The following is a 14,772-nucleotide window of genomic DNA, read 5'->3' on the forward strand; positions in this document are numbered from 1 at the left end:
TTTATCAAAACACCATTATTCGTGCTCTGGTGTCCTGCTTCGTGAATACGTTCCTCTTTTGACGAGGGGCTGTTGCTGCCAGGCAAGGCGCCGCAACGAGTCATAGCCCGCGATGGCGAGGAGCGGCAACGCAGCATGGCAGTAACAGACCCTCGTCAAAAAGGAACAGTATTTGCGAAGCAGGACACTAACGATCACCTTGGCGCCGACGCTCCACCAACGGCACCAGATAGACCGGCACCCGCGCCAGTTGCAGCACCCGCGCCGCCGTGCGCCCCAAAGGTGTTTCCGCACCCGCGCGATGGCTATGACTACCTACGATCAGCAAATCCACCGAGAGTTTCTGCGCCTGCTCGAGAATCACCTGCGACGGGTCGCCCTGAAGCACCCGCACCGCTTTGATCCGTTCCAGATCCTGCTCGCCCTCATCCCCCAGTTCTTCACGAAAGCTTTCGAGTACCCGTTGCTCGATATTGGCGATCACCGTGTTCAGGCCCTGACGGTGAAACTCGTTCAGCGCCTGCTCATCGAGATAACTTTGCAGCACCGATTCGGCGAACAGGCCCATGGGTTCCACCGCGTGCACCACATACAAGTCGGCATTGAATGTTCGCGCCAATGCCAAGGCGTGCTGCATCACCAAAGGTGCGTACAGGCCGAGGTCGGTGGCATACAGCATGGAACCAATCATATGACCTCCTTGCGTGCCAACATGGCGGAGATTTGATTCAGCTTAGCAGCGCCTTGGCGTGTATGACGGGCCGCGTAACGCCTTGAAGCAAGGGCCTAAACTTTCTGCTCGTTGCTGATGCCGTGAGGCACATGACCGGTGGCGACCACTTCGCGAGCCAGTTCGCAATGACCGGCCTGATCATCGAAAAACACGTCAGCGGCAAAGGCTTCCAAAAACGCCGCTTTGGTCAGGCCGCCGAGAAACAGCGATTCGTCCAGGCGAATGTCCCACTCGCGCAGCGTGCGGATCACTCGCTCGTGGGCCGGTGCCGAACGTGCAGTCACCAGCGCCGTGCGGATCGGGCAAGCGTCGTCGGGGAATTCGCGCTGCAACAGATTGAGCGCCGCCAGGAAGCCTTTGAACGGCCCACCGCCCAAGGGCTCCCGGGCCGCTTCACGCTCGCTGGCCTGAAATGCCGCAAGGCCTCCCGATTGATACACGCGCTCCGACTCGTCGGAAAACAGCACCGCGTCACCGTCGAAGGCAATGCGCAATTCGTCACTGGCCGCACGGCTCGCGCCACCCGACAGAATGGTCGCGGCGGCAAAACCGGCATCGAGTGCGCTGCGCACATCTTCGGCATGGGTCGACAGAAACAGGTCGCAACCAAAAGCCTTGAGGTACGGGTAAGGACTGCGCCCGCCGACAAACGCCGCGCGGGAAATCGCCAGGCCGTAGTGGTGAATCGAGTTGAATACCCGCAGGCCGGTGTCGGCACTGTTGCGCGATACCAGCACCACTTCGACCCGGCGCGGCCAAGGCTGGTGTTGAGTTTCAGCAGTTTCTCCACCAGCGCAAAGGCATCGCCGGGCTCGAGGATCTCGTCTTCGTGCTCGATCTGGTATTGCCGATAGGCTTCGACACCGCTCGACAAATACACCTTGTGGCTCTCGCTCAAGTCGAACAGCGCCCGCGATGAAATCGCCAGCACCAACTTGTCATCTATGTCCTTGGCCATGCCCTTCCCCTCTGGTTGACCAACTTAAACGTTTCGTCGATCGATAAAACCGAGCGCCCGATACAGGGCCTCGATGCGCGGCAATTCACACCCCGCCGCTTTCGCCGCCGCCAGGGGCCGGGCGTAGATCGCTTCCAGCTCCAGCGGTCGTTTGTGCTGGAAATCGTGGTACATGCTCGGCCAATAGTCGGGCATTTTTTCGGTCACCATAAACAAGTGATCGGCATACCCGGCCGGGATGTCGTGACCACAGGCCGTTGCGCCGCGAACCACTTCGGCCATCAATGCCTTGACCAGTTCCCGACTGTCGGCGTCGGCCATCAGCGGTGTAGTGCTCGCCCCAAGCAGCACTGACAGACCGTTGTAAGGGATATTCCAGACCAGTTTTTGCCAGCGCGCCTGATGCAGGTTCGGCATGCCCTGAGAGTCGATGCCAGCCGAGCGGAACAATCCGACGCCCTCTTCGAGGATTGCCTGGCGCGCCTGCTCATCACTGGCCGGGCCACTGTGATAGCCGACATTCACCGCGCCGAGCGCCTGATGGGTAATGACGCCAGGCCCGGCGCGATGGACGCAGATAAAACAGAGCCCGCCAAGTACGTGCAGCGAATCGGGGAGTAATTCGCGCAAGCTGTCCTCAACATCCAGGCCGTTTTGCAGCACCAGTATTTTGGCATCGGGTGCGGCGGCCTGGAGGATGGCCGGGGCCAGATCGGCGTTGCTGGTGGTTTTGGCGCCGACCAGCAGCCAGTCGCAGGGCGGCATGTCTTCGGCGCACGAATAGGCCTGGACCGGGTTCAGGCTCAGCGCGCCATGCACTGCACTGTTGAGTTGCAGGCCGCGCTCGGCGACCGCTGAAAATTCACTGCGCAACAGAAAGTGCACATCGAAACCGGCGTGCGCCAGCATCACCCCGTAGAAACCACCGATCGCGCCGGTCCCGATAATACCGATTGTCGGCTTGGCAACTGCTCCCATCATGGCAACTCCTCAGCAATTCGATTCAGCGCCTGCCCTACCGCCGCATTAAGTTCGGTGCCGGTCAGGCGCGACTGTACCGCCCCAAAAATTCACCGTCGCGCACCACAAACAGCGCCGGCAAATGAAAGACCTCATAACGCGCCACCAACCCGCCATTGTTGCCGGCGTCGATCCAGTACAACTGATCAACCACCAGATCGAGCCTTGGCAACTGCTCGCGGGCAAAACGGCAGCTGGCGCAGCCGACACTGGTGAAAATCACCAGTGAAGTGCCGCTCATCGCCAGCAGCCGTTGGTCGGCGTCGAAATCGGTCAGTTCCGATTCGAACACTATACTGGGGGAAATAGTGTCAAATGGGCGACACAGGGAGTCCGTGTTCATGGGACGTTTTCTTCCTCATCCTGACGATGTACCCGTGGAGCTGACGCTACTCAAACATGAGTGCATTTCACGGCAACGGCTGCACACTATCAGCCTCGGCGGCATGGCTTGCAATTACCACCGCGCCTGGCGCCACGGCACGGCGCTGGAAGTTCGTATGCCGACCTTGAACCCCGACTTGCGTTACCTGGGCTATGTAGCCTGGTGCCTGCGACGAAAGCACGGCTATCTGGTGGGCATTGCCTTTGTTGACGAGCAGATGCTGTTCAGTGCCCGGATGGGCGAGCAGGTGTGCCAGATCGAACGCTATTGCCGCCTGCACGAGGAGCAGGAGGACTTGCAGGATATTCAAGCGCTGGCCCTCGAATGGGTCCAGCAGCATGCCGACGAGTTCTCCCATGACACGGTTCGCAAGGCGTTTGCTCAGCCAGTGCTGGATTAGGGGGCATTCTCAGTTGGTTTCCCCGCCGCGGTAGGGAAACTAACCGAGAATGCCCCCTACTCGCTGTCTGCCCATTGTCTAGCCACGGTGTAACGCGCTAAGGTTCCGCTCCCCGACGCGCTTAATTTGCTGTGCTCCGCCGCGCGGGTTCGCTGGCGGCCGGCACCCGTGACCTGACGAGTAAACGATGGCTGATTTACCGATCAACGACCTAAACGTCGCTTCCAACGAGACGCTGATCACCCCTGATCAGCTCAAGCGTGATATCCCTCTGAGCGACGCTGCCCTGCGCACCGTGACCAAGGGCCGCGAAGTCATTCGCAATATTCTTGATGGCACCGACCACCGCTTGTTCGTTGTGATCGGGCCTTGCTCGATCCACGACATCAAGGCTGCCCACGAATACGCCGAGCGCCTGAAGAAGCTGGCCGCCGAAGTGTCCGACACCTTGTATCTGGTCATGCGCGTATATTTCGAGAAGCCACGTACCACCGTTGGCTGGAAAGGTCTGATCAACGATCCTTACCTGGACGACTCGTTCAAGATTCAGGACGGTTTGCACATCGGTCGCAAATTGCTGCTGGACCTGGCCGAGATGGGCCTGCCTACTGCGACCGAAGCCCTCGACCCGATCTCCCCGCAATACTTGCAGGACCTGATCAGTTGGTCGGCCATTGGCGCGCGCACCACCGAATCCCAGACTCACCGCGAAATGGCCTCCGGCCTGTCCTCGGCAGTCGGCTTCAAGAACGGCACCGACGGCGGCCTGACCGTGGCGATCAACGCCCTGCAGTCGGTGTCCAGCCCGCACCGTTTCCTGGGCATCAACCAGGAAGGTGGCGTGTCGATCGTCACCACCAAGGGCAACGCCTACGGTCACGTGGTATTGCGCGGTGGCAACGGCAAGCCGAACTACGATTCGGTCAGCGTCGCACTGTGCGAGCAAGCGCTGAACAAAGCCAAGATCAAGCCGAACATCATGGTTGATTGCAGCCACGCCAACTCCAACAAGGACCCGGCCCTGCAACCCCTGGTGATGGAGAACGTCGCCAACCAGATCCTCGAAGGCAACCAGTCGATCATCGGCCTGATGGTCGAGAGTCACCTGAACTGGGGCTGCCAGGCCATCCCGAAAGACCTCGCCGATCTGCAATACGGCGTGTCGATCACCGATGCCTGCATCGACTGGTCCGCCACAGAAAACACCTTGCGCAGCATGCATGCCAAGCTCAAGGATGTGCTGCCCAAACGCGATCGCAGCTGATCACCGCTTTCTGCGCACACAAAAACGCCGGGCTAAACCCGGCGTTTTTTATGCGTTGTGTTTACTGGCTCAGCTTGGCAGCGTGCCGCTGGTGACGCTCCATGTAGCGCTCCACGTAGGAGCACGATGGAATGACTGTGTAACCCATTTCCTCGGCGTACTGCAGCGCCTGCTCGGTCAATGCCGCCGCAATACCGCGGCCACGCAAGGCGTTGGGCACGAAAGTGCGATAGATATCCAGGGTCTGTTTCCCCAGATCCATATAGGTCAGGTAGGCACGATGACCGTCCACATTGGTCTCGAACTGATGACCAGCCTGGTCATGGTGGATGGACAACGCCTCGCTCATCACTACTCCTCGCGGGTCTTGGATTCTGACCCCTACCTTACCGATGTTTTTCCGGCGAAGGAACATCTACGCCACCCTGTGCCTGAATGGACACCGAGAAGAGCTGCACCTATCTCGCGCAACCTGACACGTATCAAATAGTAGGCACCATTGGCAGAAATGCTCAAGGTGCGCTCGTCATCACGTTGGGGGCGGCAGGTACGGCTCCGGGTTACGCAGGGACGGCTCGACCGAGGATCTTCCCGGGTCGAAAGCCTGAACATTGCCGGATGTTGAGACTTAAGACGAGCGCCCTTTGTTAAAGTCACCTCAACATGCAGAAAGATATGAGAGGCGCTGCGCAAAATCCGAACAAAAGTGTAGACGAAAGCATATAGACAGACTTTAACAAAGACTGAAAATACCGCCTTCGGGATCGGGAACTTTTCTCTCGCGGCTCGCTCAGCTTGGGCGTTGCAGCTGGATATTTTTTATCCTGAGCAGTTAAAAGTTGCTCGAAAAAGAATCAACGCCTACAATTTTTTTGCTTCTTGCTTTACGTCAGTTTACTTACGACAAGTAATGGGTAGTATGTACGCCGGCTATTTCCTCACTCTGAGGAGACAGCTACTTAATAGAAAGTCCTTGAAGGGGAACACGATGAACAACGTTCTGAAATTCTCTGCTCTGGCTCTGGCCGCAGTTCTGGCTACCGGTTGCAGCAGCGTATCGAAAGAAACCGAAGCACGTCTGACCGCTACTGAAGACGCAGCTGCTCGCTCCCAGGCTCGTGCAGACGAAGCTTACCGTAAAGCTGATGAAGCTCTGGCTGCTGCTCAAAAAGCACAACAGACTGCTGACGAAGCTAACGAGCGTGCTCTGCGCATGCTGGACAAAGCTAGCCGCAAGTAATAATCCTTCGGGATTGTTATCAAGCCGATCCATTTATGGGTCGGCTTTTTTATGCCTGGCGTTTAGCACCGGCCATAAAAAACCCGCCGACGCGGCCTGCGTCGGCGGGTCTTGATCAGCGCTTACTGCTGCAGGTCGATCGGCGCACTCGACGCCATCGGTGCAGAAGTATTCGGCACGGCGATTTCCACCGGCAGGCCATCTTCGGCAGCGACCACGTCACGCACCACATCCCAGTTCATGCGCAGGTTGTTGGTAATGTCTTCACGTTTGAGCATCGCGTTGATCACAGCGGTGTGTTTGTCGACCACTGACGGGTTGCCGTTGTCGTCCAGCGGCGTATGCGCTTCGAGATAGACCTTGCCGCCACTCATGCCGAACTTGTACGGGTCGTTGATGATCCGCACCGACGTACCAACCGGCACCATGCCCGCCATTTCCAGCACGTTGTTGTTGAACATGCGGAAGCAGCCGTGGCTGGTGCGCATGCCGATACCGAATTTTTTGTTCGAGCCATGAATCAGGTAGCCCGGAGTGCCCAGGCTGAACTTGAACGGCCCCAGGGGGTTATCAGGGCCGGCCGGCACCACGTTCGGCAACGGGTCACCATCGGCGGCGTGCTCGGCCTTGATCGACGCTGGAGGAGTCCAGGTCGGGTTCGGCGTTTTGGCGGTGATGGTGGTGTGGGCAATCGGCGAACCCCAACCTTCACGACCAATACCCAGCGGGAAGGTGTACACCACGTTCCGGCCTTTCGGGTAGTAGTAGAGACGGTATTCAGCCAGGTTGATCACGATGCCTTCACGCGGACCCGGTGGCAGGATGAAGCGGGTCGGCAGAATGATTTCGGTGCCGGCGCCCGGCAGCCAGGCATCGACGCCCGGGTTGGCCGCGACCATTTCCGAATAGCCCAGATCGTAAGTGGTACCAAGGTCGGCGAAGGTATCTTCGTACTTGGCCTTGATCACTTGCACCTGACCGATGATGTCTTCACCAGGGGGTGGTAGAGGCAGTTCCAATGCTGAAACAGGACCGGCCACACAGAGGGCAGCAAGGGTCAGGCAGCGGGTGACGGCAGGAAAGCGCGGCAACATCCGGAAAATCCTTCGCATGAACGACAAGAGGTATAAGACGGCGATTGTACACCGACACCCGTAAATTCGGGGAGATCGAGAACATTGCAGGCGATACATGACGTTTTTTTCATGTATGGCTTGCTCGCACCTTCACGCTTGATTGCGACTGACACTACGCCATCGCGAGTAGGCTCGCTCCCACAGTGAAGCGGTACCGAGCGTAAATAATGGGCTCGACGAAGATCAACTGTGGGACCGAGCTTGCTCGCGATAGCAATCTAAAGCTCGAAGCGCAACTCCGGCCAGATCGGCGAGGTGCCGCGTTTTTGCGACTCGAGGATGGCGCGGCACAGCGAGCACAGACGTTGGTCCTGAAACACCCTGCGGTCCACGCTCGACCAGCGCGGCTGCGCCGGCAGCAAGCTGCCGCAGAGGGTCCGGTCCGCCGAGCCGCCGAGTTCCAGCTGACGGGTCACCAGATGCACCCGCACTTCCTGGCAGGCGAACAGATCCAGCTGCTCGTCAGGCTCGATCAGTTGGTAGGCAAAAAGGGACCAGGCGGGACGCGGCATCGGGGGCTCCAAATCGGGGCGCCACCTTAGCCGAAACGCCGCCACTAGAAAAGCGTCAAAGCAGCGGTTTCAGTGTCGGCCAGACATTTTCCAGCAACTTGCCTTGAGCCACCGCTGCCGGGTGCAGGCCGTCGGCTTGCATCAAGTCCGGATGACCGCCAATCCCGTCGAGAAAAACGGCACCAGAGGGATTTTTTCTCATTGGCCAGGTTGCCGTAAACCTCGGCAAACGCCTCGGTGTAGCGCTTGCCATAGTTGGGCGGCAATTGCATGCCCAGCAGCAGTACCTTGGCGCCACTGGCCCGGAGCTGTCGATCATCGCAGCAAGGTTTTGTTGCAATTGTGTTGGCAGCATTCCGCGCAAGCCATCGTTGCCGCCCAATTCGAGGATCACCAACTCGGGTTTATGCTCTGCAAGCAGCGCTGGCAGGCGTGCCTGCCCTCCGGCACTGGTGTCGCCGCTGATGGAGGCGTTGATCACTTTATCGTCGAAACCTTCGCGCTTGAGCCGTTGCTCAAGCAGCGACACCCACCCCAAGCGGGTATCCAGCCCGAAACCGGCGCTGATACTATCGCCAACGATCAGGACTGTACCCGCCGCTGCGTTCTGGGCCATGCACATCAAGGCCAGGCCAGCACTCAAAAACCACACACGCATCGGATTCTCCATGGGCGCAAGCATTCTCACCGCGAAGAACCTCAGCAAAGTGGTTCCCAGCGCGGAAGGTGAACTGACTATCCTGCACGAACTCAGCCTGGAACTGAACAAGGGCGACAGCCTGGCCATCGTTGGCGCCTCCGGTTCCGGCAAATCCACCCTCCTGGGCCTGCTCGCCGGCCTCGACCTGCCGAGCAGTGGCGAAGTCACCCTCGCAGGGCAAGCCCTGAGCAGCCTCGACGAAGACCAACGCGCGCGCATCCGCGCCGAGCACGTGGGTTTTGTCTTTCAATCGTTCCAGTTGCTCGACAGTCTTAATGCGCTGGAAAACGTCATGCTGCCGCTGGAGCTCGACGGCCGCAAAGACGCCTGGGAGCGCGCAACCGAGTTGCTGCAGCGGGTCGGCCTGGGCCAGCGCCTGACCCACTCGCCGCGCCAGCTCTCCGGTGGTGAACAGCAGCGCGTGGCGATTGCCCGAGCGTTTGCCGCCGAACCTGACGTGTTGTTTGCCGATGAACCCACCGGCAACCTCGACAGCCACACCGGCGAGCGCATCAGTGACCTGCTGTTCGAACTGAACCAGGAACGCGGCACGACCCTGGTGCTGGTGACCCACGACGAACGCCTGGCACATCGGTGCCGGCGCCTGATCCGCCTTGAAGCCGGCCTGCTGGTCGCCCCTCTGGAGCCTTGATGGCACGCTTGCCGCTATTGCGCCTGTTCAGCCTCGCCATCCGCCAACTGCTGCGCGACGCCCGCGCCGGTGAGCTGCGGGTGTTGTTCTTCGCGTTGCTGGTGGCCGTGGCGGCGAGTACCGCCATCGGCTACTTCGGCGCCCGCCTCAATGGCGCCATGATGCTGCGCGCCACCGAGTTTCTCGGTGCCGACCTTTTGCTCGAAGGCAGTTCACCAGCGCGCCCCGAGCAGATCAAAAGCGGAACGGAGTTGGGCCTGGAACATGCGCAGGTGGTGGAATTCTCCAGTGTCATCGCCACGGACAAGGGCATTCAGCTGTCCAGCATCAAGGCGGCCGACGATGTCTATCCACTGCGCGGCGAACTGAAAAGCGCCCCCGCGCCGTTTGCCCCGGAAGTTTCCGGCGGCGGGCCAAAACCCGGCGAAGCGTGGGTCGAAGCACGCTTGCTGACAGCTCTGGACCTGAAGATCGGCGATAGCATCGACGTCGGTATGAAAACCCTGAAGCTGTCGCGGGTGTTGACGTATGAACCGGATCGCGCCGGCAATTTCTACAGCCTGACGCCGCGCGTGTTAATCAACCTGAGCGACCTTACGGCGACCGGCGTGGTGCAGCCCGGCAGCCGGGTCAGTTATCGCGAACTCTGGCGCGGCAATGCCCAGGCGCTGGAAACCTATCGGCAACTGGTCAAGCCAGGCCTCGCCGCCAACCAGCGCCTGCAGGATGCCCGGGATGGCAACCGACAGATCGGTGGCGCGTTGGGCAAGGCCGAGCGCTACTTGAACATGGCCAGTCTGGTCGCGGTTTTGCTGTCTGGTGTGGCCGTGGCGCTGTCGGCGACGCGCTTCGCCACGCGTCGCTTCGATGCCAGCGCCTTGCTGCGCTGCCTGGGTCTGTCCCGCCGGGAAACCATGCTGCTGTTCAGTTTGCAGCTGACAGTACTTGGCCTGCTCGCCAGCCTCAGCGGCGCCCTCCTCGGCTGGTTGGCGCAACTCGGGCTGTTTGCGCTACTGCATGACTTGCTACCCACAGACGTTCCACCGGGTGGCTTGCTGCCAGCCATTGCCGGGATCAGCACGGGGCTGGTAGCACTGGCCGGTTTCGCCCTGCCACCGCTCGCCGCCCTCGGCCGGGTACCGCCATTGCGCGTATTGCGCCGGGACATGCTGCCAATCCCGTCCAGCACCTGGATGGTTTATGGCGCGGCGCTGGGCGCGCTCGGCTTGATCATGTGGCGCTTGAGCCTGGACCTGGTGCTGACCTTCGCCCTGCTGGGCGGTGGCGTGATCGCTGCGGTCGTGCTCGGCGGCTTGCTGCTGTTGCTGCTCAACAGCCTGCGTCGGATGTTGGCTCGCGCCTCGTTGCCCTGGCGTCTGGGTTTGGGCCAACTGCTGCGCCACCCATTGGCGGCGGCAGGCCAATCCCTGGCCTTCGGCTTGATTCTGCTGTCCATGGCGTTGATCGCGTTGCTGCGCGGTGAATTGCTGGACACCTGGCAAAACCAGCTGCCAAAAAATGCGCCGAACTATTTCGCGCTGAACATCCTGCCAGCAGACAAACAGTCTTTCACCGATCGCCTGATCGAACTGGCGGCGCAATCGGCGCCGCTGTACCCGGTGGTGCCGGGCAGGCTGATCAGTATCAATGGCGAAGCGGTGCAGGACATCGTCAGCAAGGATTCAGCCGGTGACCGGGCGATCCAGCGTGACCTGAGCCTCACGTGGGCAGCGGACCTGCCAGCGGGCAACAAGCTAACCTCGGGAACCTGGTGGACCGAACAAACGCCGGAGGACGTTCCGGGTGTGTCGGTGGAAGGCAAGGTTGCCGAGAGCCTGAAGCTCAAGCTGGGCGATCATCTGGTATTCACCGTTGGCGGGGTCAATCGCGAAGCGAAAGTCACCAGCCTGCGGGAGATCAACTGGGACAACTTCCAGCCGAACTTCTTCATGATCTTCCAGCCCGGCACTTTGAAAGATCTGCCCGCAACCTACCTCACCAGCTTCTATCTGGCAGCCGGTCACGATCAGCAGATTGTCGATCTGTCCCGGGCATTCCCGGCGGTCACCATTGTGCAAGTCGAAGCCTTGCTGGAACAGCTGCGCAGCATCCTCGCCCAAGTCACCCTGGCGGTGGAGTACGTGTTGTTGTTCGTGCTGGCGGCGGGCATGGCCGTGCTGTTCTCCGGCCTGCAGGCAACCCTGGATGAGCGTATTCGCCAAGGTGCGCTGTTGCGCGCCCTGGGGGCCGAGCGCCAATTGCTGGTCAAGGCCCGACGCATCGAGTTCGGCTTGCTCGGCGCCGTCAGCGGCCTGCTGGCGGCCCTGGGTTCGGAGTTGGTCAGCCTGGTGCTTTACCGCTACGCCTTCGACCTCCCCTGGCAGCCGCATCCATGGCTGTTGGTGTTGCCATTGATCGGCGCGGTGCTGATTGGTGGCGCCGGTGTGTTCGGTACGCGTCGCGCCTTGAACGCCAGCCCCCTGACAGTCCTGCGCGAGGGTTGATAGACTCAGGCACTTTCTATCCCAAGACGCTACCAAAAGAAGTCGCCATGAGCCGTTATCGCCCTCCCCGCACCGCTGGCACCGCGCTGATCACCCCCGAAGGTGAAGCGCGGATGCGTGCCGAGTTCCACGAACTCTGGCACGTGCGCCGGCCGCAGGTAACGCAATCGGTCAGTGAGGCCGCAGCTCAGGGTGATCGCTCGGAAAATGCCGAATACACCTACGGCAAAAAATGCTGCGCGAAATCGACAGCCGCGTGCGTTTTCTCACCAAGCGCCTGGAAGCCCTGAAAGTTGTCAGCGAAAAGCCCAGCGATCCGAACAAAGTGTATTTCGGCGCCTGGGTCAGCATTGAAGCAGAAGACGGCAAGGAGTCGCGCTATCGCATCGTCGGCCCGGATGAGCTCGACTTGAAACTGGGCCTGATCAGCATCGACTCACCACTGGCTCGCGCACTGATCGGCAAGGCGCTGGACGCTGAAGTTCGAGTCCAGACACCGACCGGTGAACAGTGCGTGTATATCGTGGCGATCGAATACCCCTGAGCCGCAGCGCTCTGAGCCTCAGCGACGGGTAATCAGTCCCTGGCGCGCAACGCGAGTCAGTTGTTTGATCATTTCAGGGGCGTTTTCAAGGCTGGGCGATTGAATCACTGCCAGGTCGAAACTGTCGCTGGCAAACCGAGCCAGCGACTCGCCATCTTCGACAAACTGGATCAGGAAAGCTGCGGGGCCGCCGGTACGACGTGGCCAGCCGTCGAGATAACGCAGAAGTGTCGGCTGATGTTTGCCGCCAAGCAGGATTTTTGGATTGCGCTGGGTGAGGTGCGCCGTGATCGGCGCGGGACGTACAACAGGGCTTAATGCATTCATTGGGTCGTGTCTCTGCCTCAAAAGTCTGCATGGCAGGTGAGAGGCAACACCGAACCAGCGCTTTAGCGGTATTTCGAAGCCTGTTTCAAGCTTCTATCGGCAACTGAATGAGTCACCTGGCGCCCCGCAAGTAGCTGTTTAAATCGGCGCATGAGCAGCATCCTAGAGAACCTGACCGGACAGTGTCAAGAATCCCGAGCAACAAAAAAGGCCCGCGCAATGCGGGCCTTTTTTGTTGAACCAGAGCGGTCAGCCGGCGATGGCACGGTCTGCCGAAAGCTTGCCTGCACCTTCGATCAGCACCGCGATGCTGCCACCGAGCAACGCCAGGGCGAACTCATAACCGTTGTTAGCCAAGAACAGACCGTTATGGATGTGCACCGAGAAGATCGCCACCAGTGAGAGAAAGGTCAGCCCCAGTGCCGCCGGACGCACCAGCAAACCGATGATCAAGGCCAGACCGGCGAAGAACTCCGTACCACCCGCCAGGACTGCCATCAGGTGACCCGGTGCAAGGCCAAGGCTTTCCATGTACTGGGCGGTGCCGGCAATCCCGTAGCCACCGAACATCCCGAAGAGTTTCTGCGAACCGTGAGCCGCGAAAATGATGCCGACGAAAATACGCAGAACCGTCAGGCCGTAGCCAGCGCGGGTGAACAGTACCTTGTTGATCAGAGTGCTCATGCTGTGTCATCCATTGTGAGTATGTGTGTTGGTTGGCCGCTATATTAATCGTTAAATCGGATGTTAAAAGCAGAAATATTCCACCATAACAATCAGTTTAGTCGATCATTTGCGCGAGGCCACTTTTTGCCCTTTAGGCTCCAACGACTCCCGTTCCCGATCAAACGCCAAGTAATACTTGTTCACGCTATTAACATAGCTGACAGCGCTCATCCCCACTTGCTCCATGGCAATGCGCTCGACCTGAAAGAACCACTGATTGGGGTTCAACCCCCGTCGCCGGGCCTCGGCGCGCATGCCCTGAACCCGTTCCGGCCCCATGTTGTATGCCGCCAGCACGAACGCCATCCGTTCGCGCTCGTTGAGTTTGGGGCTGGAGAAGAATTTTCGGCGGATCATCGCCAGGTACTTGGCCCCGGCCTGTACATTGGCATCAAGGTTCTGAACGTTGTTGACCCCTACCCGCTGCGCCGCCGACGGAGTGATCTGCATCAGGCCAGTGGGACCGCCGCCACTGCGGGCCTCGGGTTGCAGCGCCGACTCCTTGAATGCCAACGCCGCCAGGTTCAGCCAGTCCATGCCTTGGGCATCAGCGTGTTTTTGCAACACCGGCCGGAGTTTTTCCAACCGCTCGCGATCAGCCTTGGCCAACGGATAGTGCACTTGATACAAGCGGCGGTAGATACGCAGGAACGCTACGTCCTCATCCGACGGTTTCTTGTAGGTGCTCAGGAAGCGATCAATGCTCGCCCTCAACATCGAGGCATCGCGGCGCACGAACCAGTATTCCTCGCCGGGCGCACCGATCAGCACCTGCCTGTCAAACCGCAGCTTGGGCAGAATCTTGCCCCAGCGCTCGGCGATCGGCTGCTCGACGATCGTCAGGTGGAAGATGCCGCCCTGGACCATCTCCAGCACATCCTCGACCGCCAGGCTGGGGTCGACCCACTCGACCTTCACCGGCGCCAGTTTGTGCAGAGCGAGTTTTTGATTGATCTGACTGACCGCGTCCCCGGCTGCACTGCCCGTGGGCAATGCCAGGGTTTTGCCAGAGAGTTGTTCTAGATGGGTGTAACGTCGTTCACCCTTAATGCCGACCAGGATCAGCGGCACGTTGCTGGCAATCGGTTCGCTGGTACTCACGGCGTGGCCGGATTGCGGATCGAGCAATTCCCCGGGAGCCACCAGATCGCCCTCGCCGCGTTGCAACGCGCCGAGCAGTTGATCCTTGGCTTTGGGGATGATCTTGAGGGTGATTTCCTGGCCGTCACGTGCGTGGCCATTGAGGTATTGCTCGAAAGCCCGCAGGCGATGGTACTCCACACCGATGGCCTGGCCCTCAACTTCACCGGAGCTGTTACGACTCTGATTGACCAGGACCTTCAGTACGCGGCTGCTGCGGATTGCCGCCAGGTCGCGAACCTGGGTCGCCGGCACGGCTTGCAACGGCCCGGCCAGGCGCGCAACCGCCGGCATCGGCAGCAGCAACGAACAACACAGCAGTAGCAAAACCGAGGGACGTGTCATCCACTCTCCGGAAAGAATACTGGTCCGGCTTCAGGGTAAATTCCGTGAAGCAAAACGACAGAAACAGAGCGCCTGGAGCGCTGGCAACGTGCGAAAGACCGGCACAGTGATGGCACCTTCACCAACCCGACCTGCCTCACGGCATCAAAAGACAGCTTTAACTCGTTGTAGTTCTTGGCTTTTCTT

The 14,772-nt window shown here is 59.9% G+C and carries 14 protein-coding genes and 3 pseudogenes; 6 read left to right on the forward strand and 11 right to left on the reverse strand.

Features of this window, described 5'->3' with window-relative positions:
• Positions 1-187: 187 nt before the first annotated feature.
• The 4 genes and pseudogenes from JFV26_RS08090 to JFV26_RS08105 all read right to left on the reverse strand — a co-directional run bounded on the left by JFV26_RS08090 (position 188) and on the right by JFV26_RS08105 (position 3,054).
• On the reverse strand, positions 188-691 hold the full coding sequence (locus tag JFV26_RS08090; protein ID WP_201191298.1) for a universal stress protein: 504 nt from the start codon (positions 689-691) through the stop codon (positions 188-190).
• 95 nt (positions 692-786) lie between these two features.
• Positions 787-1,691 (reverse strand): annotated as a pseudogene (locus JFV26_RS08095) (5'-nucleotidase).
• Between the two features lie 24 nt (positions 1,692-1,715).
• Positions 1,716-2,672: a putative 2-dehydropantoate 2-reductase gene (locus tag JFV26_RS08100; protein WP_201191300.1), complete on the reverse strand. Its 957-nt coding sequence runs from the start codon at positions 2,670-2,672 to the stop codon at positions 1,716-1,718.
• A pseudogene (locus tag JFV26_RS08105) lies at positions 2,669-3,054 on the reverse strand (thioredoxin family protein). The gene JFV26_RS08100 and the pseudogene JFV26_RS08105 overlap by 4 nt, the downstream one beginning before the upstream one ends.
• Between JFV26_RS08105 and JFV26_RS08110 the strand changes: the two are divergent.
• A complete protein-coding gene (locus JFV26_RS08110; protein WP_201191307.1) occupies positions 3,053-3,496 on the forward strand; it encodes a PilZ domain-containing protein in 444 nt (147 codons plus the stop codon). The pseudogene JFV26_RS08105 and the gene JFV26_RS08110 overlap by 2 nt on opposite strands.
• A 187-nt stretch (positions 3,497-3,683) precedes the next feature.
• Complete coding sequence (locus JFV26_RS08115; protein ID WP_201191309.1) at positions 3,684-4,760, forward strand: 3-deoxy-7-phosphoheptulonate synthase; 1,077 nt, start codon at positions 3,684-3,686, stop codon at positions 4,758-4,760.
• 61 nt (positions 4,761-4,821) lie between these two features.
• Here the strand turns inward: JFV26_RS08115 and JFV26_RS08120 are convergent, their stop codons facing one another.
• Positions 4,822-5,109, reverse strand: coding sequence for a GNAT family N-acetyltransferase (locus JFV26_RS08120; RefSeq protein WP_020800382.1), 288 nt, complete (start codon positions 5,107-5,109; stop codon positions 4,822-4,824).
• A 639-nt stretch (positions 5,110-5,748) separates the two neighbouring features.
• On the opposite strand from JFV26_RS08120, the gene oprI reads away from it, so the two are divergent.
• On the forward strand, positions 5,749-6,000 hold the full coding sequence (gene oprI, locus JFV26_RS08125; protein ID WP_002553018.1) for an outer membrane lipoprotei OprI: 252 nt from the start codon (positions 5,749-5,751) through the stop codon (positions 5,998-6,000).
• Positions 6,001-6,122: 122 nt separating this feature from the next.
• Here the strand turns inward: oprI and JFV26_RS08130 are convergent, their stop codons facing one another.
• The 3 genes from JFV26_RS08130 to JFV26_RS08140 all read right to left on the reverse strand — a co-directional run bounded on the left by JFV26_RS08130 (position 6,123) and on the right by JFV26_RS08140 (position 8,306).
• The gene (locus tag JFV26_RS08130) at positions 6,123-7,094 is read right to left on the reverse strand and encodes a L,D-transpeptidase family protein (RefSeq protein ID WP_201191311.1); all 972 of its coding nucleotides are present in this window, start codon (positions 7,092-7,094) and stop codon (positions 6,123-6,125) included.
• Between the two features lie 260 nt (positions 7,095-7,354).
• Positions 7,355-7,648, reverse strand: a complete 294-nt coding sequence (locus JFV26_RS08135) for a hypothetical protein (protein WP_003226812.1) — start codon at positions 7,646-7,648, stop codon at positions 7,355-7,357.
• Positions 7,649-7,703: 55 nt separating this feature from the next.
• Positions 7,704-8,306: an arylesterase gene (locus tag JFV26_RS08140; RefSeq protein WP_242487767.1), complete on the reverse strand. Its 603-nt coding sequence runs from the start codon at positions 8,304-8,306 to the stop codon at positions 7,704-7,706.
• 10 nt (positions 8,307-8,316) lie between these two features.
• Between JFV26_RS08140 and JFV26_RS08145 the strand changes: the two genes are divergently transcribed.
• The 3 genes and pseudogenes from JFV26_RS08145 (at position 8,317) to greB (ending at position 12,048) form a co-directional block, all read left to right on the forward strand.
• A complete protein-coding gene (locus tag JFV26_RS08145; protein ID WP_201191313.1) occupies positions 8,317-9,000 on the forward strand; it encodes an ABC transporter ATP-binding protein in 684 nt (227 codons plus the stop codon).
• Positions 9,000-11,504 carry an ABC transporter permease gene (locus tag JFV26_RS08150; protein ID WP_201191315.1) on the forward strand — a complete coding sequence of 835 codons (2,505 nt, stop codon included), beginning with the start codon at positions 9,000-9,002 and terminating at the stop codon, positions 11,502-11,504. The genes JFV26_RS08145 and JFV26_RS08150 overlap by 1 nt, the downstream gene beginning before the upstream one ends.
• Positions 11,505-11,551: 47 nt before the next feature.
• Positions 11,552-12,048 (forward strand): annotated as a pseudogene (greB, locus tag JFV26_RS08155) (transcription elongation factor GreB).
• A gap of 18 nt (positions 12,049-12,066) precedes the next feature.
• Here the strand turns inward: greB and JFV26_RS08160 are convergent.
• The 3 genes from JFV26_RS08160 to JFV26_RS08170 all read right to left on the reverse strand — a co-directional run bounded on the left by JFV26_RS08160 (position 12,067) and on the right by JFV26_RS08170 (position 14,586).
• Positions 12,067-12,375, reverse strand: a complete 309-nt coding sequence (locus JFV26_RS08160) for a class I SAM-dependent methyltransferase (RefSeq protein WP_201191317.1) — start codon at positions 12,373-12,375, stop codon at positions 12,067-12,069.
• A gap of 249 nt (positions 12,376-12,624) precedes the next feature.
• Positions 12,625-13,059, reverse strand: coding sequence for a DoxX family protein (locus JFV26_RS08165; protein ID WP_201191319.1), 435 nt, complete (start codon positions 13,057-13,059; stop codon positions 12,625-12,627).
• Positions 13,060-13,164: 105 nt separating this feature from the next.
• Positions 13,165-14,586, reverse strand: coding sequence for a transglycosylase SLT domain-containing protein (locus JFV26_RS08170; protein WP_201191326.1), 1,422 nt, complete (start codon positions 14,584-14,586; stop codon positions 13,165-13,167).
• Between the last annotated feature and the right edge of the window lie 186 nt (positions 14,587-14,772).

This window comes from Pseudomonas sp. TH31 (genome assembly GCF_016650815.1).
In the GTDB taxonomy this organism is placed as follows: Bacteria; Pseudomonadota; Gammaproteobacteria; order Pseudomonadales; family Pseudomonadaceae; genus Aquipseudomonas.